The 25,993-nt window shown below is 62.0% G+C and carries 21 protein-coding genes; 14 read left to right on the top strand and 7 right to left on the bottom strand.

Features of this window, described 5'->3' with window-relative positions; translation table 11 throughout:
* Positions 1-106: 106 nt before the first annotated feature.
* The 4 genes from arfB (at position 107) to SINAC_RS14820 (ending at position 2,560) form a co-directional block, all read left to right on the top strand.
* Positions 107-526: an alternative ribosome rescue aminoacyl-tRNA hydrolase ArfB gene (gene arfB, locus SINAC_RS14835; RefSeq protein ID WP_015246457.1), complete on the top strand. Its 420-nt coding sequence runs from the start codon at positions 107-109 to the stop codon at positions 524-526.
* Positions 527-565: 39 nt separating this feature from the next.
* Complete coding sequence (locus SINAC_RS14830; protein ID WP_015246456.1) at positions 566-826, top strand: hypothetical protein; 261 nt, start codon at positions 566-568, stop codon at positions 824-826.
* Positions 827-1,428: 602 nt separating this feature from the next.
* The gene (locus SINAC_RS14825; RefSeq protein ID WP_015246455.1) at positions 1,429-1,938 is read left to right on the top strand and encodes a helix-turn-helix domain-containing protein; all 510 of its coding nucleotides are present in this window, start codon (positions 1,429-1,431) and stop codon (positions 1,936-1,938) included.
* 109 nt (positions 1,939-2,047) lie between these two features.
* Entirely contained in the window at positions 2,048-2,560 is a 513-nt protein-coding gene (locus SINAC_RS14820; RefSeq protein WP_015246454.1) for a hypothetical protein, read from the top strand.
* 124 nt (positions 2,561-2,684) lie between these two features.
* Here SINAC_RS14820 and SINAC_RS14815 read toward each other — a convergent pair whose 3' ends face one another.
* Entirely contained in the window at positions 2,685-5,069 is a 2,385-nt protein-coding gene (locus SINAC_RS14815; protein WP_015246453.1) for a coiled-coil domain-containing protein, read from the bottom strand.
* Between the two features lie 95 nt (positions 5,070-5,164).
* Positions 5,165-6,469 carry a hypothetical protein gene (locus SINAC_RS14810; protein WP_015246452.1) on the bottom strand — a complete coding sequence of 435 codons (1,305 nt, stop codon included), beginning with the start codon at positions 6,467-6,469 and terminating at the stop codon, positions 5,165-5,167.
* A gap of 125 nt (positions 6,470-6,594) precedes the next feature.
* Here SINAC_RS14810 and SINAC_RS14805 point away from each other — a divergent pair, with 125 nt between their 5' ends.
* A complete protein-coding gene (locus SINAC_RS14805; protein WP_015246451.1) occupies positions 6,595-7,380 on the top strand; it encodes an ATP-binding cassette domain-containing protein in 786 nt (261 codons plus the stop codon).
* Positions 7,377-8,942: an ABC transporter permease/substrate-binding protein gene (locus SINAC_RS14800; protein ID WP_015246450.1), complete on the top strand. Its 1,566-nt coding sequence runs from the start codon at positions 7,377-7,379 to the stop codon at positions 8,940-8,942. The genes SINAC_RS14805 and SINAC_RS14800 overlap by 4 nt, the downstream gene beginning before the upstream one ends.
* Before the next feature lie 252 nt (positions 8,943-9,194).
* On the opposite strand, the gene SINAC_RS14795 is transcribed toward SINAC_RS14800, so the two are convergent.
* Entirely contained in the window at positions 9,195-10,529 is a 1,335-nt protein-coding gene (locus SINAC_RS14795) for an MFS transporter (protein WP_015246449.1), read from the bottom strand.
* A 139-nt stretch (positions 10,530-10,668) separates the two neighbouring features.
* Positions 10,669-11,865: a glycosyltransferase gene (locus SINAC_RS14790; protein WP_015246448.1), complete on the bottom strand. Its 1,197-nt coding sequence runs from the start codon at positions 11,863-11,865 to the stop codon at positions 10,669-10,671.
* 870 nt (positions 11,866-12,735) lie between these two features.
* Here SINAC_RS14790 and SINAC_RS38820 point away from each other — a divergent pair.
* On the top strand, positions 12,736-13,071 hold the full coding sequence (locus SINAC_RS38820; protein WP_015246447.1) for a hypothetical protein: 336 nt from the start codon (positions 12,736-12,738) through the stop codon (positions 13,069-13,071).
* Positions 13,072-13,532: 461 nt separating this feature from the next.
* Here the strand turns inward: SINAC_RS38820 and SINAC_RS14785 are convergent, their stop codons facing one another.
* A complete protein-coding gene (locus SINAC_RS14785; protein ID WP_015246446.1) occupies positions 13,533-14,525 on the bottom strand; it encodes a DUF1573 domain-containing protein in 993 nt (330 codons plus the stop codon).
* A gap of 465 nt (positions 14,526-14,990) precedes the next feature.
* Here SINAC_RS14785 and SINAC_RS14780 point away from each other — a divergent pair, with 465 nt between their 5' ends.
* Positions 14,991-15,476, top strand: a complete 486-nt coding sequence (locus SINAC_RS14780) for an STAS domain-containing protein (RefSeq protein ID WP_015246445.1) — start codon at positions 14,991-14,993, stop codon at positions 15,474-15,476.
* 93 nt (positions 15,477-15,569) lie between these two features.
* A complete protein-coding gene (locus tag SINAC_RS14775; RefSeq protein ID WP_015246444.1) occupies positions 15,570-15,926 on the top strand; it encodes an STAS domain-containing protein in 357 nt (118 codons plus the stop codon).
* A 118-nt stretch (positions 15,927-16,044) separates the two neighbouring features.
* Here SINAC_RS14775 and SINAC_RS14770 read toward each other — a convergent pair whose 3' ends face one another.
* Entirely contained in the window at positions 16,045-17,424 is a 1,380-nt protein-coding gene (locus SINAC_RS14770; RefSeq protein WP_015246443.1) for an MATE family efflux transporter, read from the bottom strand.
* A gap of 217 nt (positions 17,425-17,641) precedes the next feature.
* Between SINAC_RS14770 and folD the strand changes: the two genes are divergently transcribed.
* The 5 genes from folD (at position 17,642) to SINAC_RS14745 (ending at position 24,603) form a co-directional block, all read left to right on the top strand.
* Positions 17,642-18,508 carry a bifunctional methylenetetrahydrofolate dehydrogenase/methenyltetrahydrofolate cyclohydrolase FolD gene (folD, locus tag SINAC_RS14765; protein ID WP_015246442.1) on the top strand — a complete coding sequence of 289 codons (867 nt, stop codon included), beginning with the start codon at positions 17,642-17,644 and terminating at the stop codon, positions 18,506-18,508.
* On the top strand, positions 18,505-18,933 hold the full coding sequence (locus tag SINAC_RS14760; protein ID WP_015246441.1) for a hypothetical protein: 429 nt from the start codon (positions 18,505-18,507) through the stop codon (positions 18,931-18,933). The genes folD and SINAC_RS14760 overlap by 4 nt, the downstream gene beginning before the upstream one ends.
* A gap of 80 nt (positions 18,934-19,013) precedes the next feature.
* A complete protein-coding gene (locus SINAC_RS14755; RefSeq protein WP_015246440.1) occupies positions 19,014-19,847 on the top strand; it encodes a sugar phosphate isomerase/epimerase family protein in 834 nt (277 codons plus the stop codon).
* A 360-nt stretch (positions 19,848-20,207) separates the two neighbouring features.
* The gene (locus SINAC_RS14750; RefSeq protein ID WP_237722522.1) at positions 20,208-22,604 is read left to right on the top strand and encodes a DNA gyrase/topoisomerase IV subunit A; all 2,397 of its coding nucleotides are present in this window, start codon (positions 20,208-20,210) and stop codon (positions 22,602-22,604) included.
* A 76-nt stretch (positions 22,605-22,680) separates the two neighbouring features.
* Complete coding sequence (locus SINAC_RS14745; protein WP_015246438.1) at positions 22,681-24,603, top strand: DNA gyrase/topoisomerase IV subunit B; 1,923 nt, start codon at positions 22,681-22,683, stop codon at positions 24,601-24,603.
* A 289-nt stretch (positions 24,604-24,892) separates the two neighbouring features.
* On the opposite strand, the gene SINAC_RS14740 is transcribed toward SINAC_RS14745, so the two are convergent.
* Entirely contained in the window at positions 24,893-25,843 is a 951-nt protein-coding gene (locus SINAC_RS14740; protein WP_015246437.1) for an MDR/zinc-dependent alcohol dehydrogenase-like family protein, read from the bottom strand.
* Positions 25,844-25,993 lie beyond the last annotated feature (150 nt).

Below are 25,993 nucleotides of genomic sequence, written 5' to 3'. Positions count from 1 at the left end.
CAACCTGCCTGGCCACTTCCCTCTCGTTCGCTACAATGGAATGCAGAAGCCCGGGAGGCCTTGTCCAAGGCCTCGGTTTCTCCGCGCACCTCTGGATCGAGCGACCATGCTCAGGATCAACGACCGGATCTCGATCCCCCTGGCGGAGTTTCAATTCGACGTCTCGCGGTCGGGCGGGCCCGGTGGGCAGAACGTCAACAAGGTGAATTCGAAGGTGCTGCTCCGCTGGAGTCCGGCGACGAGTCCGAGCCTTCCCGAACCCGTTCGGGCGCGGCTCCTCGCGGCGCTGACCAGCCGGCTCACGCGCGAGGGAGAACTGCTGGTCAGTTCGCAGCGAACTCGCGACCAGTCCAGGAACCTTGCGGACTGCCTCGCCAAGGTGCGCGAACTCATTCTCGCCGCTGCGACCCCACCCAAGATCCGCCGCCCGAGCCGCCCGACCCACGCCTCGAAGATTCGTCGTGTCGAAGCGAAGGGTCGACGCTCTGCAACCAAGCAACTCCGCCGCAAGCCGGAAACGGACTGACCTCCCGTCCCTCAATCATTGCTTCAGGATGCCCCGACGATGGCCGATCACTCGCCCTATCAGCAAAAAATCATCAAGCGTTATTACAATAATTTCTCCTCACTTCAAGTGCAGCGGCTCGGTGAGCTGGTCACCGAGATCTATCTTGCCGAGGGCAAGAAGAGCGACCGCCTCTGGAAGCAGGTGGGTGAAAGCCTGACGAAACTGGAGTTTCCCGCGACTCGTGTCGAACACTTACTTCTCAAACGTGATCCTTCGTTGCTCGCGGGTGTCCTCCAAGAACTCGAGAATAAGGGTTGAGCCGAAGGCCTTCGCCTCACCGAGCCGTCGATTTGCCCTCTCTCTTGGGACCGTGAGCGTCCCCTCTGCTTTTTTAATGGAATGGAATCGTGCCGATTTGAATTGCGGTCAGGGCACCCGCGTTCCTCAAGAGTGAGGGGCGAGCCAGGGTGCCGATCGTTTCATGAGCCGTTCCCTCTGACCTCTCGTCGCTGCGCGATCTCTGGCTGTCTGCCACCGCGCGATGAGAGGTCTTGTCGAGCCCCGAGGGGAGGGACTCTCTGCTGAACATGAACGGTTCGCACGAATTTCACGCCTTGGGTGCGTGGATCGATCACCCAATGAGGCGCTAACCGCGAAGATGAGCATTTCGGAAAACTCTTCGAGATTTACCGGTCATGTAACAGGCGGAATAAGATTGCGCCGTTTGTACGAAAGGAATTGTTGACGTGGAAACAAAGGTTTTGTAAATTTTCGGCAGCTTAATGATGAATCAATGAAATGGATACTTTGACATTCGAGTGGACGCCCCACCGGCCTCGGCTGCGCCGGAGGCGATGGGGTGCCTCCCGCGTGTCCCCTTCTGCAGCTTACTGAATTCACCCGAAGCGAGGTTGCTCAAGATGTCGTTAGCTCAGCGAGTCCGGGACCATCGCTATTCCAAGGGGTGGGGGCCCGACGAGTTGGCAAGTCGAGCCGCGATTTCGCGGACGGCTCTGTACCAGATCGAAAGCGGCAAGACGGAATTGCCGCGGGCCGGTACGCTCAGGCGGATTGCCCTCGCTCTGGACGTGTCGATGGAGATCCTGCTTGGCCATAGCGAAGCGGGTCCGGTCGTTGCGGCCACCGCCAAGCCGAGCCGGGCCAATTCCGAGTGGGTTCCCTCGGAGGGAGGTCCGCTCACCATTCCGAGTACACGCACCACACCGACAATTGAAAATGTCGACGGGTCGCGCTTCGGTGTGGAATCCACCCCCCTGGTTACGGCCCCGCCAGAGAGCTACCTCTCGGTTCGTGAACGCGAGCTGGCCTGGAAGCTCCGTGAATTGCTCTCCTCCAATCTCGGTGAAGGGATTGCCCGGATCATCGAAGAATCGTACCGGTTGCTCCCCTCTTCCCGGCATGTTGGTTGAATTCGGCTCATTCCGAAAAAAAGCGTGTAGAATTCCTCAAGGTACGTCGTTGCGTGGCCGACTCGCGGTCTGCGGAACGAACGACTGAGCCACACCTTGAGGGGACAACATGCGTGGTCTTTCGTCGGTTCGGGGGAGATACTGTCTGGCGATCTTAGGTTTGTTCGCCTGGAACGCCACTCGTGCCGAAGCGGGTTGGCCGTTCCGAAGACGTGAGCGAGCGGTGGTTGCCACCGTCTCTCCAGTCGCCACCGTGGTGCCGGTGGCCGCTCCCAGGTCCGCCGCTCCGCTTGGGACGTTCTCCCCCACTCCCGTCATGACCGTGCGCGGCAATTACCCCGTCGGCGGCGGCTACACGCCGGCTGACTCCTTCGGCGACTCGTCCATGGATATCTACGGGCCGCTCTCTTCCCTTCGAGCGACCTCTGCACCCGTCCTGACCTACAGCCGTGGTTATGACGGCCGTTCCGTGCTCAGCGAGGGGACTTCGTTCTCAACGCCGAACCTTCCCAGCTTGAGCCCGGTGATTTATCCAACCCAGGCGACGGATGTGAACGGGCCTCGGCAGTTGAAGAATCCGCCATGGTGGCCCAAGGCGACCAATTGGCTCGATCAGAACTGAGTGGTTTCCCCTACGTCCCTACTCTCATGTTGGCCTCAGTATTCATCACGTTGAAGCCCGCGCTCCGTCAGGAGGGCGGGCTTTCGCCTTTGCAAATCTCCCTTTGAAACCGTATCAGGTGCCGCTACTGCTCGGGGTTCAACCGTTCGCGAAGGTGGACGAATTTGTCGCGGAGGTCGCCCCCCCCGAGTTCGGGGTGGAGGATGGCCGTGGCATCGATGAGCTTGGCGGCCTCGCGGTTCTTGCCGGCTCGATATTGAGCCAGGGCCACGCCATAGCGCGACTCGAACCAGGCCGGGGAGCCGGTCACGGCTTGTCGTGATCGGAGCCGCTGGACTTCCGCAGCAAGGTCGAATGCGCTGAGGCGGATGTAGGTGTCGGCCATGTCTCTGAGTATCCGGTCGTCGAGCGAGGGAGGGGTTCCCCACTCTGCCGTGATCGAAGCACGGGAGCGGGCTTCGTCTCCGATGAAGAGCCAGGCTCGCGTTTGTCGGAGTTTGGCTTCGCCGAGTTGGGCTCGAGAGAGCTCCTCTGGGTGTTCGAGGATCCCCGCCAGGAGCAGTCGGTTAATCAGGCCGAATCGGCGCACCTTGAGGTCCGACGACGACTCCGACGCCACGAGGTCGAGCAGGCGTGCGGTCTCCAGCAAGTCAGCCGGGTGACTGAGCTTGAGCTCGGAGCGTGCGGCTTGTTCGGCTTCGAGAAAGTGGTTGAGCGCGGCGATGGCGACCAGGTGGAACCGGCGGGCACGATCTCGCTGCTCGGCCTGGCTCGCCGACCGCTGGATCGACTCACAGAGCCGTCGGGCCTCTTCGGCTTGGCCGACCTCGGGGGTGAGTTCGAGACGCACCAGGGCGAGGTTGATCGCCGCGCGCTGGGAGTCGTTCTGGCATTGGGTGTAGCTCTCATTCAGGAAGGAACGAGCCTCCGTGTAGCGCTGGCGGACCAGCGTGCGATCGTTATTCATCCGCTGGGTGTCGAGGGCCTCTTGGCGGAGCTCGGCGATCGCCAATCTGGCATCGAGCCAGTGGGGATCGGAGTGCGGGATTTCCGCCCAAAGCGCCTGGGCTTCCGCCGACTTGGACGTGGCCAATCGATACTTCCCCAACAGCCAACGCGCCTCGTTTGCCGAGGAGTCGGTCGGGAAATCGCGAATCTGCGCCTCCAGAGCCGCAGTGTAGGCGGATTGGGAGGCCTCAGGGAGTTTCGTTGCCAAGGCGCGAGCCCGTGCCATGATTCGCAGAAGGCCGGCCTTGGCGCGGGAGGCACCGCCTTGGCGATCATCGGCGACCCGAGTCAGAATCGCGTCGGCTTCGAGGAACTTTCCGGCCTGGAAGAGGGAGGCGCCCGCCCGGAGTCGGAGTGCGGCCGCCTTTTCAGGCTGGCCGACTGCATCGGCACGCTCGGCCCCCTTCGTATTGAGGGCGCTGGCGCGGGCGAGATCCCCGGCGGCGATCGCGGCCTCGGCCAGGATGTCCCATGCGCTCGGGTCCTGCGTATCGTCCGGTTCCTTGATCCCGCGAGCCAGGTCGAGCAAGGCCAGCCTCGCCTCCGTGTTCGACGAACCTTGCAGGGGGCGAACCGCCTGAAAAAGGGCTTTCTCGACCTCGCTCCGGGCCGAGCCAGGAGCCAACCGCGCTCGCTGGTTCAGACGGACCCGCAAGGTTAGCAATGCTTTTCCCGTCGCACCAATGGTGGAGCTTTCGATCGCTTTAACCGCCTGGTCGAACCGCTTTCCGGCCGTCGCGATCCCGATCTTCGCCTCCAGGATGGCTTCAGGAGGCGGCGGAGGCGTTGCTTTCTCCGCAGATTCGAGGGCCGTGGTCGCCCCTTTCTCGTCGCCGAGTTTCGCCAAGACCTCCGCGCGGAGCAACGACGCGAATCCGACAAGCGCTGGCTCGTCGATCGGTTTCCCGAGGACTTGCTCGGCCTCACGGAGTCGCGAGCGCTGCTCTTCTGAATCGTCGGGGTCGAGTCTTGCCCGGTCGGCCAGCGCCTGGGCTAGCCGGAATCGAACGTTCTGGGCGAGGACTTTGTCCTCGGCACGCAGCGCCCCGTTGAGGGCGCGGAACCGAGAGATCGCCACGTCGAGATTCTCGATCGCGGAGTTTCGAGCCTCCCGATCGCCGGGCGTGAGTTCCTGCTGGTCGGCCCAGAGCCGGCCGCGTGCCCAGAGGTAAACTGCGGACTGAAACCGGAACTGGTTCGCTTGCGAATGCCCCTGGTTTTCCGAATCGAACCGATCGATGAGGGTGATCGCCTCGGTCCAGCGCTTCCGACGCTCCTGGGCCGTCGAGGCCGACTGAGCGGCCCGATCGAGCGTGGCTGCCATCTCGAGCACGAGTTGTCCGCGTTTCTCGAGGCCGAGCGAGTGGTTCGCCACCTGGCTTTGCAGCGCCGCAAGATGTTTCTCCAGGTCGTCGTCGGCCTTGACCCATGGTAGGTCGCAGCCGACGAAGAGCGCCCAGGCTACCAGGAAAACCGTTGGAGAAGTGCCGCGTCGTCGCATGACCCATCCTTTGAAGAAGGGATGGCAGAAGAAACAAAAATAAAAAGGAGCGAGGGGGCGACTCACTCCCTTTTGCATTGATTGTACGCGACGTGTCACGCCTGCTTCTTGAGCAAGTCGCTGATTGCCTTGCGGTAGGGGGTCTCGGACGTCGTGGACACGCCAGCGACCGAGGGTTCATAGCCCCCTTCAGCGAATGATCGTTCCAAGGGGATGTACCAAGGTCCCCCGTCGCCGTAGGCTGCCGTGGCCAGAAGGGTGTCGGGACGTTCCCCCTGGGCGTGGAGTTGGTACTCCACGAATGTTTCCGCCGGCAGATGCAGTAGGGTTCCGCCGGCTAACTCGAGCTTTGACAGGAGGATCGGTCGCCTCGAGGCCACTCGCATCAGCCAGCCGCAGGTCATGGCCGTGCGGTTTCGGTTGACGACGGACTCCTTGGGATCGGCGACGATGGCTTTGAGCTTGTCGAGGTCCAGGTCGGACCGCGCGGCGAAGCGGAAGGGCGCGGTGATCCATTCGGCCGATTCGAGCGGGTGGGCACGCTCCTGGGCATGCTCGTCGGCCGCTTTCATCGCCGCATGGATCCGATGGGCGAGGGTGACGCGGTTGGCGTGGTTGCCGTCGTTGAATTTGCCTGCGGTGACGTTGCCCGCCGCGCCTGTGAAGTAGACGTGGAAGGTGTCCGGCTCATCGGCGGCCCGCTGTTGTCGGGCCAGGCCGGCGAAGTCGCTGGAAACCCGACCGTCGCCGTAGTAGCTCATCGGGTGCGTCGTGTAGTAGTAGAGCCGAGCCAAGGGGCGATCCCCTTGAAAGAAGCCGACCGACTTGAGGATCGGGTCAATCGTTCCCACCGGCTCGGCGCGAGCGACGGGGTCGAGCGTGGCGCTGCCGCGCGTGAAGCGGATCTTGCCATCGGGGCCGATGACGCGGCGGTTCGAGGCCACTTCGTGAACCTCGGCCTGGCCGGCCCTGATATGGGTGACCGGCTTGGCGGCGGTCAGCGACTCTCGGACCGCGGCTGCCGCTCGTTTGACAAGGTCGTCGACGAACGCCTCGTCATACAGCAAGGGGGTGGCGTTAGCCTTGCGCAGCAAAGCATTCCCCTCGCGGTCGATGAAGGGCGCGTTGTGCTGGTGGACGCAGTGGAGCGCCACGCGGTCGGGCGTCGTGTGTGCGGCTTCGGCGAGCGCCTCGGTCCAGAGCCGGTGCGACTCGTCCATGACCCCGGTCCAGTCCAGGGCGGCCAGCACGATTGGCAGCCCCGCTCCTTGCAAGACCACGCCACGCAACCAGAGGGGGTCATCGACCCCAACCACCGGCTTGATCCAGCCGCCGCACAACGAATGGCCGTTGGGTGGAGTCGCATCGACCTTGAATCTGGCGAGGTGGAAGGCGAGCATAGCAGGTGCTCCGAATCCGACGAACTTGGCATGAGGTTTTCAGCACTGACTCGAGCAATGTAGCGAAATCGAACCGGCCGTGATACGGTTTAACCGCCCGCCGCGTCCAACCGACAGGTCCGCACGTGATATCGATTTCCAACGCCTCGCCCGCCGTCGCCTGGCACCACGTTCGCAAATCCTACCCCGATGGTCTCGAAGCCCTTCGCGGTATCGACCTCGCGGTCGCGCCCGACGAATGCCTGGCCATCCTGGGAACGAGTGGTTCGGGAAAGACGACCCTTTTGAAGATGGTGAACCGGCTGATCGACCCCACGTCGGGCGACGTGCTGGTTCGCGGCGTTCCCACTCGTGATTGGGACCCGATCGCGTTGCGGCGTTCGATCGGCTACGTGATCCAGGACGTCGGGCTGATGCCTCACATGAGTATTCTCAAAAATGTGGGGCTGCCGCTTCGGCTTCAAGGTCGCCCGAGCCAGGAACGCAACGATGAGGCTTGGGAACGGCTCGAACTTGTCGGGCTCGATCCGGCTCGGTTTGCCACGCTGATGCCTCATCAACTCAGCGGCGGTCAACGACAGCGCGTCGGGGTCGCTCGCGCCTTGATGGGAGATCCCGACCTGATCCTCATGGACGAGCCGTTCGGTGCGCTTGACCCGATCACGCGGCGGGAGCTCCAGGACGAGTTCCGCAGGCTCTGCGTCCAGCTTCAGAAGGCGGTCGTTTTCGTCACTCATGATATTCGCGAAGCCTGTCGGGTCGCCGATCGGCTCGCGATTATCGACCACGGGAAGTTGATGCAACTCGGGACTCCCTCCGACCTGATCGAACGCCCGGCCAACGACTTCGTCCGTGACTTTTTCCGCGACGCCGAAGCCGTGGTCGAAGTTACTCCGGGGGCGTCGGAATGAACGGTTTGATGGAGCTCGCCTGGTCCGAGCGCGGGCGGCTCATCGAGTCAACGGCCGCCCATCTCGACCTGGTGATCGAGGCCCTGGTGCTCGCGGTTCTGATCGGGGTTCCGCTCGGGATTCTGGCCATGCGGTCGCGGCTGGCCGAACGTGTCGTGGTCGGCCTGGCCAACGTGCTTCAGACGGTCCCGAGCCTGGCCCTGCTTGGGTTCCTCTTGATCGTTTTTCGGGGCCAGATCGGCAAGCCGCCCGCCCGCGCAGCCTTGGTTGTGTACGCGCTTCTTCCCATCATCAAGAATACGATTTTAGGGCTGAGGAGCATTCCGAGAGACGTCACCGAAGCGGCGCTTGGACTGGGGATGACGGCCTGGCAGCGGCTTCGGATCGTCGAGCTTCCGCTGGCCGTCCCGATCCTCCTGGGTGGGGTTCGGGTCGCGATGGTCGCCTCGGTCGGGATGGCGACCATCGCCGCTGCGATCGGCGCGAAGGGACTGGGCAGCTACATCTTCCGAGGGGTTTCGCTCGCCGATTCCCGATTGATCTTGCTCGGTTCCATCCCCGCCGCGCTCTTGGCCCTGGCCTGCGACGCATCACTTGGCGAGGTTGAGCACGCGCTCGACCCGACCCGCCGTCGCCATTCCCGGTTTCGCGCCCGAGCGGCCTCGGCGTCGATCGTGGCGCTCCTGGGAATGGCCGCCTGGGGGTGGTGGCTCGACCACGAGAACGGGGCGAGCAACGCCACGACCCTCGTGATCGGTTCCAAGGATGGCAGTGAGATGATCGTGCTCGGTCATATGCTCGCCGACCTGGTGGAAGCACGCACCGACTTTAAGGTCGATCGCCGCTTCAACCTGGGAGGGACGCTCGTCTGCTACAACGCCCTGAGACAGGGGGGGCTCGATGCGTATGTCGAGTACACCGGGACTGCGCTGACGACGATTCTGAAAGAACCGCCGCAGAATGATCCGGGCCAGGTTCTTCAGCGCGTTCGCACGGTGCTGGCCGACCGCGACAAGATCGCCTGCCTCGATCCGTTCGGATTCGAGAACACGTTCGCAATTTTGATGCGCCGCGAGCAGGCCGAGTCGCTGGGAATTCGGACGATCTCGGACCTGCGCAGGCACACTGCGACAATCCGGCCTGGCTTCGGGCCCGAGTTCATGAACCGGCCCGACGGCTATCCGGGACTCATCAAGGCCTACGACCTTGACTTCGCAATCGCGCCGCGTGAGATGGACCGGAATCTGCTCTACCAGGCAGTCGCGCAAGGTTCGCTCGACCTGGCTGCGGGAGATTCGACCGACGGCCGGATCTCGGCGTTCGACCTCGTCTCGCTCAAAGATGACCGGCGCTATTTCCCCCCTTACGAGGCTGTCACGCTGGTCCGTGCTGAGGCTTTGCAAAAAGATTCCCGACTTCGCAAGGCTCTCGACCAACTCGCCGGCCAGATCGATGCCCCAACAATGCGTCGGCTCAACCAGGAGGTCGACGTCAAGCGGCGCGATCCGGCGGAGGTTGCTCGCGAGTTTCTCCGTTCGAAGCGGCTGGTGCCGGCCGGGTGATGACATGACCTCGACGTCGGCACCGCTTGGCCTGACCTGGCTGGAAGGCAATATGCCCTGGACGTAACGAGCCAATCTTGGGCGATTCGTGCTAAGAAACGCTCCTGATAAGGGGATGGAGTGGAGCGACTTCCTCAATGATGACCGTCTACTGAGTGCCCCGAGTTCCGAACTCGGAACTCGGGGCACCCGGACTCTCTTGTCTCCGGCTCAAGTCAGCTAATGGGGCTCGATTCTAAGCCCCTATTGCCCTCACGTGCTGGGGACCGGTTCGGCCAACGGGTCGATCGCCTCAACTTCCTTCATCGCCTTGGGATGGAAGAAGATGGCGAGCAGAATCGCGGAGAGAACGCCCAAGCCCGCCGGCACCATGAAGAGGCGGTCAAAGTGGATGACCTTCTCCCCAGCAGCCGAGACCGTGGTGACTTGCTCACCCAGCCAACCCCAGAGGAAGTTGCCGAAGAACGGCCCGATGCCGAGGATCAAGAGGTTGAACATGCTCTGCGCACTGGTTCGGATATCCTTCGGGAAGTTTTCATCCACGTAGATGTAGACCGTGGCGAAGAAGAAGGCGTATGCGAATCCATGGACCACGTTGCTGAGGATCACCAGCCAGAGCGTTTCCCGGGTCCCGATCGCGTAGATGCCGAACCGGACGACGTGGCCGAGAATTCCGAGGATCATCGTGGTGCGCCAGCCGAGCCGCTTGAGGAAGAAGCCGAGGTAGGCCATCGTGGAAATCTCGGCGATCTGCCCGATACTCATCGCCGGGGCGATCCAGTTCTCGGGGAGACCGATCGCCGAGAAGAACGGGCTCGTCCAGAAGAAGTAGCAGTAGTGGATGAACGAGTCGAGGAGGGTCACCACGAAGAGGACCAGGATACTCGGGACGGCCAGGAGCTTGAGGGCCTCGAGCGGGGCGAACTTCGATCCCTCATTTTTGGTCGGCGGAGTATGCGGTAGCGTCAGGCAGAAGGCGGCCAGCACGAGGGAAGCGATGGCCGAAACGAAGAAGGTGCTCGTCAGCGCCAGCTCCATCGCCGGACCGGTCTTGGGTGTGGAGAGCGCCTTGCCCAGCCAGGAAACGAACCCACCGGCCGCGGCCATGCTCGGCACTTTGGCCCAATCAATCGGGATGAAGATGAAGGGCCAGCTCGCCGCGATCCAGCCAATGGTTCCCCACACGCGAATCGGTCCGAAGTCCTTTTGCGCGTCCTTCAAGTTGGCGAACGCAATCGCGTTGGTCACCGAGAGCGTCGGCACGTAGAAGAAGCAGTGGAGCAGCATCAGCCCGAAGAAGGGCCAGAACTGCTTGGTATAGGCGAGCCCCAGCATCGACAGGCCGCCCACCAGATGACTGAACGAGAGGAACCGTTCCTGGGCGAAGTAGCGGTCAGCGAGTTGGCTGCCGAAGAACATACCGGTCAGCGACGCGATCGCGAAGGCATTGAAGATCCAGGCGATCTGCACCCCTTCAAACTTGAGGTACTTGCTGAGGTACAGGCCGAGCAAGGGGAGCCACGCTCCCCAGATCACATACTCGAGGAACATCATGATCGAAAGCTTGGTACGAATGGCCTGATTCATCGTTGGAAGTTCTCGCAAGTCTCATCATGGGGGACGGACTGACGAAGGCCGCAAGGGCCTTGCGTACGCTCAAAGCCATTAACTTTAGCAGTTCGCTCGTCTCAAGGCGATGGGATGACGGTCAATTCGTCACGACTGTTCAGGCGGGGAGCCAGTCGATCAGGCGGTCGACAACGTGACGGCATGTGTTGGTGCGTGCCCAGTCGAATCGGAGCGAGGCCCGGCCGTCGTCGGAATTGGCCGCGACGATCGCGCGCACCGAGGCGATGAAGGCGTCAGGATCGGCCGCGACTTCGAGGAGATGGGGATAGAGCTGACATTCGGGCAAGGCGGTCGAGACGATCGGACGGCCGGTCACCATGTAGTCGAGGATCTTGGTGGGACAGCAGGCGATGTTGAAGGGGTGGTCGGGCAGATAGGGGATCAGGCAGACGTCGAACGATCGGTTGTAAAAGTTGATCTCTTTCTGGTGCCGCCACCCCAGGGCATGGACGTTGGGGCGAGCCACGCAGCGCTTGTAGTCGGCGTACCAGGAGTCCGACTCTTGAACGTTTGTTTGGCCGACCAAGACGATCGACGCATCGGGCAGGGCTTCACTCAGACGGATCATCAGTTTCCAGTCGAGCCGGTCTTCGACGGACCCCACAAAGCCCAAGAGCGGGCGCGGGAGCGAGGCGATATCGGCGGGGGGCGGCGCGGGCTGCTCCCAGGGGTGCTCACCCAACGATGACGTCGGCGCTCCATGCGGCAGATGCCGGATCTTGGCCGCGGCCTCGGGCACGGCGGCTCTCAATTCCTCGGCGCGGACCCGCGAGACGCAGATCGTAAGGTCGGACTCGAGTGCGGCTTTCCTTTCTAACATCTTGATCTGGTCTGTGTGCTCGGGCCAGTAGAGGCTGTAGTCGTCGATGTTGTAATAGACCTGGAGATCCGGGCGAAGGATGGCGCTGAGGTAGAGGTAGTAAGGATAAGTCATCACCAGCGCGAGGCGGGCATCAGGGGCATAGCGTTGGTGCCAGCGTTGCGTCACACGACGGATCGGCCTCATTCCCAAGGTGGGGAACTTCTTCATCCAGCCGCTGGGGAGCACAATTTCGCGTTCCCAGAGGTTGGGGCGGCTCTCCACCAACGGAGAGTTCCAACTCCAGGGACGAAGCCCGTGGTTCCAGGCGTTGCGATAGTCCTGGCAGTTGAGGAGCAGCGTGGCGACGCCCTCGCGCTCCACTTCGAGGAAGAGGTTCTTCGTAGAGAACCAATTGACATCGGCCACCGCTAGCGCAAGCCGGTTCCGTGTCACATCGAGGCCGCCCCGCGGTCGTGAGTCAGTCGTGGCCATCGTGGCTCTCGGTGTCCAGATCGTGAATTCCCTTCACTTCGCGCCCACCCTCATCGAAAAAAAACAAGGATGGGGCCTGCCGCCCACCATGCAACCTGCAAAGGGATTGACCGATCTTCAAGTGGAGGCAGCTTAAGTCACGCCTTGTTCCCTTGTCAAGTTTGCACGTGCCGCGAAGTGTGGGTCGAGACCGATCCATACCTCCCAAGTAAGCGGTGTGTTTTTCCAACATTCGGGATGTTTGTTGATTGATTGGGATTGAACCCGGCAATCTCGAAAGATAAGATCCGTAACTTCAAAATTGGGATTCAGACGCGGGATGCACTACGGGCTGTTTCGGAGCGGTTCGATGGGCACCGGTCACGCGGGACGCCGATCCATGACGACGTCCGATGAAACGCGAGTCATGGGATAGATTCTTTTGAGATTCGAGATTGGCCAGCGATTGTTTGGCCTTTTCTCGCGACCGAGTTTGAGCGCGAGACCTGAGCTTGGAAACGTGCCTCACTCGGCTGACTTAATGATCTATTTTGTGTAATCAGAAGATTCTTCGGAATCGGAAAATTTTCTCTAGAACTCCGAATTTCTTGTAGGCGCGTGCTCGCACGCTTCCTACAATTTCGCCGACTTGGTGGCAGCGGCCTAAACCCGGAAGGATGAGGGGGGTTAGGTGTCGCCGAGCGGCAACCTGCGTCTGGGATGGACGAGGGTCAGGCCGTTCTCGGGAATGAGGTTTCGACCTGTTCTCGACGGCCAAACCATCACGCCTGTTGCCTTCTGGGTTCCAACGGCGGGATCCGAAGGCACCCGATGCGGAGCCACTCCGCATTCACCCATTGATTTCGCACCTTTCTGAAAGGGTTTAGCCTGATGCATCAGCTCATTCTTCTGACGGCTCTGACAGCGACCAGCGGACTTTTCGGCGGTGGCCGTCAGCAGTGCGGGACGGGTCGTTGCGGTCGCCCGACCGTGGGTTTCTCGGCCTGTGCCCCCCAGCAGCAGTACGCCCAGCCGCAGTTCTCCGCTTGCCAGCCTGGGACGGCCTGTGGAACGGCCGCACCGGCTGCCTACCCGGCCTACGCCCCCCAGGCCCCCATTGCCGCTCCTCAGGCCTATGCCCCTGCCCCCCAGGCCGCGGCTTATCCTTCCTACTACTACCCCACCGCGGCTTCGAGCTGCGCCGGCGGCAGCTGCGCCCGCCGTTGATTTGGCTGGGCCGATTGACCTGCTCCTCGTGGAGTCAGGGGTAATCGCGTCCCTCGCCCGACCCTTCCATCCCTTGACGGAGTTCTTGCGCGTGTCGCAAGGACTCCGTCTCGCATTTCGAACCCATACAAATGAAGAGCGAGCCGCTTGTTCAGGGCGGTTTCCGGTTCCCAAAGCTCGGCTTGGTCAGCCAACATCCTCAGAAGGAGGTGCTAAATGAACCGCTTCGCTGTTTTTCGAGAGCCTGGTCGGCAGAGACTCGTGTTGATGTTGATATTGGTGGGTCGGTGAGACCTTGAGGCGGGAGAAGCGAGGGAAAGTGTTGGCGGCGGGCGAAGTGAGGATGGGGGGCGACTCCGCTCGCCGCGTTCACTGATGAATCACGATGGCTTGGGGCACATCCGGCCCTTCGCCATCGCGCTTTGACGATTTGAACCGCTTGCTGATCCGGAAACACTCACTCAAGGAGCGATGGTAGCAAACGTTCTGAGCGTGGCGGGGGGCTCGTCCTTCAAGTCGGTTGCGATCTCGAAGACCGCATTGTAGGGACCGGCTTGGTCAGGAGCCTTGAAGGTAATGTCCACGGTATGGAGCGGTCGCGCTCCCTCGGGGTCCGCCTTTCCCGACAGCTCGTCTTTGCTCCCCTTGAGGGTCGTGAGGTTGAACGGCTGGGTGGAACGAACCATGACCTTTTTGGTGACGGTTGAGCCTGGCTTCACACGTCCCAGGTTGATGATCGAAGGGGAGACGACGACGGCGTTCTGCACGTTCGCCATGATCGAGACCGGGATGGTCGCTCCACTCGGGTCATTGGTTTCCAAGGTGATTTCATCCTTGAAGTAACCGTTGGGCACGGAGGAATTCAGGGTTGCACTCAGGATGAACTGTTGCTGTCCGTCGATCGTGCTCCCTGTGGGCTTGAGCTCCGCTTTGACGTGGTTGCTCTGCGTCTTCATCTTGGTCACTTGCCAGTTGGGTATGCCTCCCGCGTAGTTCAATTGCAGGCTGACCTTGGGCGTGGCGGAGCGTTGAACGGTTCCGAAATCCACCTGACCGGGCATCAACGTGATGTCGCCCCGGATGAAGCAATTCAGGTTGAGGTCGACCTCAACGAAGTTCGGCTGGTCAATGATCAGGGTCAAGCCCGAGGCTTTAGGGCCGGTGAACTTGGTGGTATCAATCACCGCTTCGATGGAAGTTTGGGTACCGGTTGGAATGACGCGGGCCCCGACTTTGACCTCGGTGCAGCCGCATTTGGTCCGCCAGTCCGCAATGTGAATTTCAGAGCCCGTCCGATTGATCAGACGGAAGGTGTGGTGGATTTTGGAGCCTCGAGCGACAGTTCCGAAGTCGAAGGCTCGTTCTGGAAAGACCGTGTCGACCCAGCTCTGCGCAACCGCGAAATGGGCCGCAAACAGAGCCCAGGCCGCCATGAGGATTGGAACGCGACGCATGGGGCCAATTCCCTTCTTAAAGGCCAGATCACCGAGCGGCCTCTCCGCATCTCCGTATACGAGCCAATCCTGACCTGCCAGGCCGCTGGCGGGGCGTGGCCGGATCCCTTGGGACACTGCCGCCACCCCCGCGCTCGCTCGAAGGATATCATATCCCCATCGCTGCTCCTCGTCACTTCGAGCTGAGCTTTTTCTCGGGGTTTGGGCGATACCACCAGCACGTCCTGTCCATTCCGAATACCCCGATTACCGTTGTCAGGCTGGTGGGGGCGTGTGCTAACTGTTACGATGATTGCGAGGCATCGATCGAGCCGGCTTCCGCGTTGCCGTCGTCCTTGGGGCCGTAGGACGGATGGCGACCACCGCACTCGCGAGCCTTTGCCCGATCTCTTCTCTTCAAAACGGCCATTCTTCCGTGCACTCCCCCACGTCTCTTTGAACGCAAACCGCCGCGGATATTCTGCTATGCTCAAGCCCGCCGTGGAAGTTCACAATGTCGATGGGATCCTTGTTGCCGAGTTCTGGGATTGTTTTCGACTCGATCCGGCCCCAGTGCAAGAGTTGCGTAAACTCTACGAAACGCACCTCGCCGCCAAAGGGAGGCCCGAGGCGGTCATCGACCTCCTGGGCATCGGGTACGCGGGGTCAGCAGCGCTCGGTAACTTCATGGCCATGCACCGCCTGGCAAAGCAACGCGGCGGACGACTCATCTTCTGCAACGTCGACCCGACGGTGTTCGAGGTGTTTCGCGTCAGCAAGCTCGATCCCCTGTTCACGTTCTCGGTCGACCGCGCCTCGGCGCTGGCCGATGCCAATCGTCAAGAGCCTTTGCCCGCTCCCGACGCTGCCGTAACCCCTCTCACTTCACCAACGGCTCCCGCCACCCCCCCGCTCCGGAAAAGCGGCGGAGATGGTTTGATCAGCGCGAGCCGGCGGAGGAAGTTGTCCTAAACCTAACTCCTGGACCGGTTTCTCGCCGCCTTGCTCTTCGGCGGCGCTGATGGATCTAGGCCTTCGTTCACGTTCACTCTGGGGTTCTTCCCGATGGCGTCCACGCCTCGAATCGATGTGCTTGAAATCGATAGCGTGAAGGTCGTCCGACTCCTCGACCGACAACTCTTCGACGAGCGGACCGTCCGCGATGTTGCGGACCAGATTGCAGCCATTCTCCCCAATGACGGCACGCCCATCCGGTTGGTGCTCGACTTCTCCGACGTCGCCCTGATTTCGAGCTCGCTCCTGGGCAAGCTGATCCTCTTTCAGCGCCGGGTCGATGCCTCGCGGGGCAAGCTTCGGCTCTGCGAGCTTTCCCCCGTGCTTCAGCAGGTCTTTCGGACTTCGAATCTCGATCGACTCTTCAAAATCGATCGCGATCAACGCGCCTCGCTGGCCGAGTTCTAATAAGGGACGTCAAGTCATTTGAGGCGAGCGGGGAGCGTAAGCTCCCTGCCTTCTCTCCCAGCCAATTCCGACAAGATGGGCCGTGCCGGCACCATTTTGGGAAGAAAAATGGGGAAATTCAGACTCGCGCCAGTCTCCAGCCTCCATGGAGAAACCGCGCGGTGACCAGGGCCGCGCGAAGACAGAGGTCGGCGAGCATGGCGATCCAGGCGCCGTAGAGTCCCCAGCCGAGACCTCCCCACGCTTCGGGGCTGGCCAGCAGGTAGGTCAGGGGGATCCGCACGAACAGGTAGCCGAGCACGACGAAAACCCAGGGCCAGCGGGTATCGCCGGCCCCCCGCAACGCGCCGTTCAAGACGTTGATCGTCGCCAAGGCGGGCATGGCGAAGGCCACCACCCGTAGGACAGGCACCCCCAGGGCCGCAACTTCGGGTTGGCGTCCGCCGGTGAATACGAAGAACATCGGCCCGGCCAGCCCGTAGATGAGAACTCCCAGGGCAGAGAGAACGGCGACTCCGAGCCACCAGGCCGTCTTGGCGGCTCGACTTGCAAGGTCGGGACGCCCCGCGCCCAGGTATTGGCCGGTGAGCGTACTCGCGGCGACCGCGAAGGCCGTGATGGTCAGGAATGCGATCGCTTCGCAACGGATCGCGACCCCGTGCGCTGCGGTGGCGGTCGCTCCCAGCCGGTTGATCAGGCTGAGGAACCAGAGCTGTGACATGACGTTCGTCAGGCTCTCACCCGCAGCCGGCACGCTGATTCGGAGGATCCTCCGGATCTCGTGCCAGACCGGGAAGATCCCTCGCCAGTTGAGGCTCATGCCCGACCGCCCGCGAACCAGCAGGCCCAACACGACCAGGCCCCCTACCCCTTCGCCGATTGCCGTCCCCAGCGCAATTCCCGCGAAGCCAAGCGCCGGGAAGGGACCGAAACCCTGGAGCAAGGACCAACTCAACACCACATTGATCGCGTTGACCAGAATCATGACCCACATGCCGGTCCTGGTGTCCCCTGCCCCTCGGAGGCAGGCAACCCCGACCGTAGTACAGGCGAGGAGTGGAGTAATCGTCAGGACGATCTTCAGGAAGAGGGTTGCGTTGGTTGCGGCCAGGCCCGTGAGGTTCAAGGCTCGCACGATCGCCGGCGCGGTGATCCAGCCGATCGCGAAGGTCGCCGTACCGACGACCAGGGCCAAGGTGATTGACTGCTGGCAGACTCGGGCGGCCTCGGCGCGCTGGCCCTGCCCGATCATTCGGGCCACCAGCGCGGTTCCCCCGACCGAGACGATTGTCAGGATGCTGCCGAGGAACCAGAGCAGGTAGCTCGACACTGTCACTGCCGCCAGATGTTCCTGCGAGAGGTAGCGACCCGTCAGCAGGGTGTCGGACAGGCCGACCAGGTAAAGCAGCGATTGTTCGACGAGCACAGGGGCCGCCAGCCAGATCACCTGGCGTGCAATCGAGGAGCCGGGAACCGCAAGCGAAGGTGCGTCGTCCATCACGATCCTTGGACAGGGAAGCGGACTCCAAACACGAGCCTGCGCACGGGATGCGCCGAGCGTCGGTGGAGTGCCCTTAAATTCGGACTATCTCGCAGACCCGGACCAATCACGGAATGTTGATTGGTCCGGGATGCAGGTTAGGTGGGTTTCCCGCACTCGACCCCAAAAGCTATGATAGCGATTCGGACAACCCACGCCTCGGAGGAGTTCCCACGTGCCTGCTCGAATCCTGGATGGTAAGGCCCTCGCCCAAAAGGTCAGGAAGGACGTGGCGGCCGAGGTGGCGCAACTTAAGGCCGAGAACGGTCTGGTGCCCGGCTTGACCGTCGTGCTCGTCGGTGAGAACCCCGCGAGCCAGGTCTATGTGCGCAACAAGCAGAGCGCCTGCGAAGCGGCCGGCATGCACGGGACCATCGAACGCCTCCCCGCCGATACGTCCGAGGCCGCCTTGCTCGCGACCATCGACCGTCTCAACGTTGACCCCGCTGTCCACGGGATCCTGGTCCAACTTCCGCTCCCCGCCCAAATCAACGAGCGAGCGGTGATTGAGCGGATCAACCCGTTGAAGGATGTCGACGGCTTTCACCCGGTCAACGTTGGGCTTCTCACCATCGGTATGCCTCGATTCGTTCCTTGTACCCCACTCGGGATTCAAGAGATGCTGATCCACCATAAGGTGGAGACCCGAGGCGCTCACGCCGTGATCCTGGGCCGCTCGCAGATCGTGGGCAAGCCGATGGCGCTTCTCCTCGTGCAAAAAGGGAGCGGCGGCGACTCGACGGTGACGATCTGCCACACCGCGACCCGCGATGCCGCCGCCGAGACGCGCCGGGCCGACATCCTGATCGCCGCGATCGGCCAGCCCGAAGCGGTCCGGGCCGACTGGATCAAGCCGGGTGCAGTCGTCATCGACGTTGGCATGAACCGGCGGAGCGACGGCACCCTCTGCGGCGACGTGCACTACCCGGGCGCGGCCGAGGTGGCCTCGCTGATCACGCCGGTTCCGGGAGGAGTCGGGCCGATGACCGTGGCTATGCTCTTGCGCAATACCCTACGGGCCGCGCGCCTGGCCCTCTCATGAACCAAGAACAAGAGACGCTCCGGAAGCTCGACCGTCTGCTGAACCAGCTCGAGGGGAAGGCCCGACGGCCTCGATCGCGGTTTCCGATGGCGGCGATCTACTTGACCCTGGCCCTGATCCTGGGTTATCAACTGCTCGTGCGGTTCGTCCCGATGGTGTGGTCGACCCTTCTGCCCGAAGGCTTGGCCCAGGCCGAAAATCTGCGCGGTTGGCCGGGGCTGATCTACCGGCTGGGATGGATCTGTCATACCCGCTTCGAGCAGGTTCTCATGGCGTTGGGGGGGATTTCGGTCGCGGGGTTCGTTCTGAGCTTCGGCCCCTGGCCGGCACGGGTCTTTGTCTGGCTGGCTGCGGTGGGGTGCGTCCTCATCGACGCGGGCATCGTGTTCGTCGCGATCATGACCTGTGTCCAACTGGCCCTCTAAAAGGCGAGGCTGGTTCAGGCGGGTGACCTGACTCGATTCCTCTCGCTCATTTCTTATTATATTTGAAGGCGACTACTACTATGATCCGCCTGGGAATCTGCAACGAGCTCTTCGAGGGATGGGACTTCGCCACGGTCTGTCGAACGGTCAAGGCGCTCGGCTACGAAGGCCTCGAGATCGCGCCGTTCACCCTGGCTCCGCGGATCACCGACGTCTCGGCGCCGCGTCGTCGCGAACTCAGCGCGATCATCGAAGACGCCGGCCTGAGCACGATCGGTCTCCACTGGCTTCTGGCCAAGACCGAAGGGTTTTACCTGACGACGCCCGACGCCACGGTCCGCAATCGAACAGCCGACTATCTCGTGGAACTGGCCGAGGCGACCCGCGACCTCGGGGGCACCCTGATGGTCCTCGGCTCTCCCAAACAGCGCGACTTGCTTCCCGGCGTCTCGTACGATCAGGCGTTTGATTACGCCGTCGACGTGCTCGACCGAGCGATGCCGAAGATCGGCGACCTCGGGGTCGACCTTTGCGTCGAACCGTTGGCACCGAGCGAGACCGACTTTCTCAACACCTGCGACCAGGCGAACCTGATGATCGATCGGGTGGCCCACCCGAACTTCAAGCTCCACATGGACGTGAAAGCCCAGAGCGGCGAGACGAACACCACCGTCCCCGAACTGCTGACCAAGCACGCCGCCAAGGCCGGACACTTCCACACCCAGGACGTGAACCTTCGCGGTCCCGGCATGGGTGACGTCGACTTCGGCCCGATCATGAAGGCGCTCGTCGATTCCGGCTACGATCGCTGGGCCTCGGTCGAAGTCTTCGACTACTCGCCAGGCGCTGAGGAAACAGCCCGCCTGAGCATTGCGACCCTGAAGTCTGCCCTGGACGCCGCCTCTGCCCGTTGATTCCATATTCTGAGGGCGATCCCAGTTCTCCCGTAACAGGGTGGACATCTCCCCATCATGGAATCAGCCTCGAAATCAACCCAAAAAGATGGTGGGCTGTGCCCGCTCTCACGACAACGTATCGACGCAAGATCATGGTTGCGTTCCGCCTCGTCTTGCGCGGACTGCCGCAGTCGATCCGAAGTCAATGCGGTAGGTTTGTACAGTAAGCGATTGCGGTGATGGGGGGAAAACTGGTATTGTTGTCGGGAGACGAATGGGGTTTGCTCTGGGGCGAACGGATTCACGGTCTTCGAGGCGAAAAACGGAGCGATGGCGAAACGCAAGCGCCGATCGATAAACGGGCTAGGGCTTGAGAACGTGAGGCCGACGTCGGTCATCGAGGATGTCTCGTTGGCGGAGGCGACCCGGTCACGCTACCTCAACTATGCGCTGAGCGTGATCACCTCACGCGCCTTGCCCGACGTCCGTGACGGTCTCAAACCCGTGCAGCGCCGCATCTTGTATGCGATGTGGCATGATTTGCACCTGAGCTCGGACAGCCGCTTCATGAAATGCGCGGCCGTTGTCGGCGAGGTGATGAAGAGCTATCACCCGCACGGTGACGCGTCCATCTACGATGCCTTGGTGCGGATGGCCCAACCATTCAGCCTTCGGTATCCGTTGGTGGAAGGTTACGGCAATTTTGGGTCGATTGATGGCGATCCTCCTGCGGCGTTCCGCTATACGGAGTGCCGGCTGACTCCAATTGCGCAGGAACTCCTCAGCGAGCTTCGTCAGCAGACGGTCGACTTCCGCCCTAACTATGCGTCGACGACCGACGAGCCGATTGTCCTCCCCGCCCAGTTCCCTAATCTGCTCGTGAACGGAGCCTCGGGAATTGCGGTCGGGATGGCGACCAATATCCCGCCGCACAACTTGCGGGAAGTCTGCAAGGCGCTCGACGCCTTGCTCGAAAACCGCGATCTCCCGCTGGAAAAGCTCACCCGGTACATCACTGCTCCCGACTTCCCGACGGGCGGCGTGATCCTGAACACGGCGGAAGAGATCCGCCAGGTTTACGCGACCGGCCAGGGGACGATCAAGCTTCGCGGCACCTACGAGGTGGATCCGGAGAAGGCGAACACCGTGCTGATTACCTCGATTCCTTATGGGATCGAGAAGGATCCGCTCGTGCAGCGGATCGGCGAATTGATCGGCAAGGGCCTGGTGCCGCAACTCACGAACATCAAGGATTTGAGCACCGACGACGTTCGAATTGCGCTGGAGCTTCGGCCTGGCTCGAATGCCGATGCCGCATTGGCCTACTTGTTCAAGAACACGCCGCTCCAGACGAACTTCAACGTCAACCTGACCTGCCTCTTACCGGCGGCGGGGGCCGAGATTGCGGTTCCTGACCGGCTCGATTTGCGGAGTATCCTCCAGCACTTCCTTGAGTTCCGGCTCGATATCGTCACCCGGCGGCTGCAATTTGAGCTGACCAACCTGCTCCAGCGAATCCACATCCTGGAAGGGTTCGCGATCGTCTTCAACAACCTTGATGAAGCGATCAGGATCATTCGAGACAGTGACGGTAAGGCCGACGCCGCTCCCAAGTTGATCGCGCGGTTTGACCTCTCTGAACTCCAGGCCGATGCGGTCCTCGAGACCAAGCTCTACCGCTTGGGCAAGCTCGAGATCAACGACATCCTCGAGGAACTGGCCCAGCGGCAGAAGCGGGCCGCGGAAATTCAGGCACTCCTGGACGATGAGCCGGCCCGTTGGCAGATCATTCGTACCGAGCTGAAAGAGATCGGTCGCGCCTACGGCGACGATCGGCGGACGAAAGTCGATGGTCCTCCCGAAGCGATTGAGTACCGCGCTGAGGATTACATCGTCGACGAGGACGCCTGGGTGATCGTCACCCGCGACGGCTGGGCCAAGCGGCAAAAGTCATTCACCGACGTCGCCAGCATTCGGGTCCGCGAGGACGACCGCGTCGGCTGGGTCTATCGTTCCCGGGCGAGGCAGACGCTCACGATCTTCACCGATCGGGGGATGGCGTACACCTTGCGGGTGAACGATATCCCGATGACGACCGGGCACGGCGACCCGATCCAGAAGCAGTTCGCCTTTGAGGACAACGAGCACATCGTGTGCGTCCTCTGCCACGACCCGCGCTGTCTGCCCGAACATCGCGATATTCCCCAGACCCCTGTCTCTCTCGTTCAGGGGACTCTGGAGGGGGTCAACGGTGCCAACGGCGAGGGGACGAATCCGGCGCTCCCTCCTCCCCCATACGGGGTCGCCCTGACGGCTGGCGGGAAGGTCTTGCGGTTTGCCCTCGCTCCGCTGGCGACCGTCTCGAATCGCAAAGGGCGTTCGCTCGTCCGCCTCGATTCGTCGATTTCGGACGATGTGGTTGTGGGGGTCGAGGCGACCGATGGAACCGAGAACATCTGCCTGGCGACCCGGTCGGCCCGGGTCCTGATTTTCCCGGTGACCGAGGCCAACGTGGTTGGGAGTACGGCCAAGGGGGTCATCGCCATCAAGCTTGACTCCACGGACCGCGTCCTCGGGTTTGCCTTGGCAAACAAGATGCGCGAAGGCCTGACCGTGCAAACCAACCGTGGGGCCACCCAGATTATCCGGGCCACCAAGTATCCCGTCACCAGCCGTGGCGGTCGGGGCTATGGCGTTCTGCAACGGGGGTCGCTCGACGCGATCATCCACGAAGAGGCCACGCCGATCCCACCGCCCGAGCAAGTGGGCGAGTAAGGCAATCAATCAATCTCCCTCTCTCTGATCGATACCCGCGCGACCCTTTCGTCTGCTTGAGCGAGGACGCTATCCGATGGCCTCGGGAACATATAACGCCGATTCAATCACCGTCCTGGAAGGTCTGGAGGCCGTCCGGCGCCGCCCGGGTATGTACATTGGCGGCATTGACTCCGCCGGTCTGCACCACCTGCTCTGGGAAATCGTCGACAACTCGGTCGACGAGGTGATGAACGGGCATGCCACCCGGATTGTGGTCACGCTCGAATCCGATGGGAAGACGGTCTCGGTCTCCGATAACGGCCGAGGGATTCCCGTCGACATCCATCCCAAGACGGGCCAGAGCGCGCTCGAGGTGATTCTCACCACGCTGCATGCCGGTGGCAAGTTTGACAACGATGCCTACAAGGTCGCGGGCGGGCTGCACGGTGTCGGTGCCAGCGTGGTCAACGCCCTGAGCAAGAGCCTGATCGCTCAGGTACGCCGCGACGGTGTGGTCTATTCCCAGAGCTACCGACGCGGTAAGGCCCTCGGTCCGGTTAAGCCGGGCGAGCCCGTGCGGGGGACGGGAACGACCATCACCTTTACCCCCGATCCCGAAATCTTCCTCGACCAGGTCTACGACTCGAAGCTGATCGCCGAACGGCTTGACATCAAGACTTATTTGAATAAAGGCTTGGTGATTCAGTTCGTCGACCAGAAGAAGAACCAGAGTCACGAGTTTCGCCACGATGGGGGCGTCGCCGACTTCCTTGATGCGGTCAATCAGGCGCGGGGGGATGTTCGGGTCTCCCCCCTCCCCTTCGTGCTCGAGCGTGAGGACGACGCCGACAACATCCGGTGTCACGTGGCCCTGGCCTGGACCGAGGCCACCGAAGAGTCGGTCCGGTCGTTCGTCAACACGATCCCCACGGTCGACGGCGGTACGCATGAGTTGGGCTTGCGCGAAGCCGTCCGCTCCGCGGTGCGGCGGTACATGACCGATCACGACCTGATCAAGAAAGGGGTCGAGATCAAGAATGAGGATATCCTTGAAGGTTTGACCGCCGTTCTCTCGATCTGTGTGCACGAGCCGCAGTTTCAAGGGCAGACCAAGGGGCGGCTGAACAATGCCGAGGTGCGCTCGCTGGTCGAGTCGATGGTGCGGCCCCGGCTCGAGACCTTCCTGATCAAGAACCGGAGCGTGGGCGACGCGATCGCCGCGCGGGTGATCCAGTCGGCCAAGGCACGTGAGGCGAGTCGTGCGGCGGCCTCGCAAGTTCGCCGGAAGACTGCGATCAGCAACCGGCTCAACCTGCCGGGCAAGCTCCACGACTGCGACAGCACCAACCCTGAGGAGTCGGAACTGTTCATCGTCGAAGGGGACTCGGCCGGTGGCTCGGCCAAGCAAGGCCGCGACCGCGACATCCAGGCGATCCTTCCCCTCAAGGGAAAGGTGCTCAACGCCGAGCAGGCGGGTAAGGCCAAGGTCCTCGACAACAAAGAGCTCACCGATATCATCAGCGCCCTGGGCTGCGGGATGGACGATCAGTACGACCCGGCTCGCCTTCGCTACGGTAAGGTCATTCTCCTGACCGACGCCGATAGCGACGGCCATCACATCGCCACGCTCCTCCTGACCTTCTTCTACCGCCACGTCCCCGGCCTCTTGAACGACGGCCACGTCTTCCTCGCCTGCCCGCCGCTCTATAAGGTCTCCTGGGGCAAGGAAACGTACTGGGCGGCCGACGACGCGTCACGCGACCGCGCTCTGGCCAAGCTGCCCAAGAACGCTAAGCCCAACATCACGCGTTTCAAAGGCCTTGGCGAGATGCCCCCGGCGCTCCTCTACGAGACGACCCTCGATCCGGCCCGCCGCCGTTTGCTCCGCGTGACCGTCCCCGACGATGACCGCACCTACACCGAACGAACCGTCAGCGACCTCATGGGTAAAGAGCCCGAGGCGCGATTCAAGTTCATCATGGCCGAAGCCTACACGGCGAAAGATATTGATATTTAGGGAGAGTCGGTCTTCCGCTGGCCCGGGGAACTTTCCCTATGTGGTGCGAAAAACAGAGCGCTGATCGCGCCTGTTCCGCTCTGGTCACCACCCTCCCGGGTCATGGACGCCTTGCCCGCGATCCCAGGGGGGGATTACAAATTCAAGAGTGGGCAAGGGTGACTTGTCCGCATCCTCTTGTTGTCCCAGAAGCCCCAACGTTTTCAGGAACATCGGGTTGTGGAATGAGCCTGTACACGTAAAACAAAGGCTTCTGCTCACGGGCTTCTTCCACCGCCGTTGATCTCGTTCAGGCTGATTCTGGAGCAACCTGGATCAGGATTTTCCGAGCGCCCTTTTCGGAGGCGGCCCGGAAGGCGGATTCGGCCTGATCGAGAGTGAACTCCCCGCCGATCAGGGGACGAACATTGACCTGGCGATTGACCAAGGCGGCGATCGCCTTGGGGAACGGTCCGCAGCGCGAGCCGATCACGCGGACCTCGTCGATCACAATTCCGGCCAGGTTAACTGTATACGTTCCCGCGACCGTCGTTTTGAGAACGACCGTACCGCACGGCCTGACCAGCCCCAGCGCGGTGGGAAACCCTGAGTGCGAACCGGTGCAGTCGACGACGACGTCAAACCGCTTTGCGAGCGTGGATGCCTCCTCAAGTCGGTGTGTGGTGATTGCCTCTCCTGCTAATGCAAGCTTGGAGGCGTGCTTACCAATCACGCTCACTTGAGCGCCGGTGGTTCGGGCGACCCAGGCGCAGAGCATCCCGAGTTTGCCGTCACCGAGGATCGCCATCTTGAGGCCGGGGTGGAGATCGAGTTGCTCGGTGATCCGGAAGGCCGCGGCCAGCGGCTCGATGAAGACGGCTTCTCGATCGTCGATTTCGTCGGGAATCTCATGCAGGTTGACTTGGGGGACGACGACCTGTTCCGCCATCGCGCCGTCGTGCCCCACGATCCCCAGAACGGTCCGATGTGGGCAGTGGCCGGGTCGACCGTCTAGGCAGACAGGGCAAACATGGCAAGCGTTGTTGATCTCTGCTGTGACACGACGCCCTGTGTTGGTCTGGCCGACGAACTCGTGCCCGAGCACGCCCTGAAATCCCAGATAACCTTTGGCGAGTTGGATATCGGTGTCGCAGATGCCGGCGATCCGGACGCGCAGGAGGACCTCTCCAGGGCCGGGAATGGGTGTGGGGAGATCGTCACGGAGCCGGATCGAGGAGCCGTCGCAGTAGAGACCTTTCATGAATTTCCCCGATAAATATCGATAGCGGATGCTCCAACCCCAGAGGGGGCAAATTGCCGGATCAGTTCATTTTTCCCGAATTTGCCTTTGTTACGCGAGAGCAATCGTAGTAAACTCTTGCCGCGACTTGGCAGGGTTTCCCTTCGGCAA

Source organism: Singulisphaera acidiphila DSM 18658, from assembly GCF_000242455.2.
Lineage (GTDB): Bacteria > Planctomycetota > Planctomycetia > Isosphaerales > Isosphaeraceae > Singulisphaera > Singulisphaera acidiphila.
Note: the sequence above shows the minus strand (reverse complement) of the source record. Positions and strands in the feature narration are given on the sequence as shown.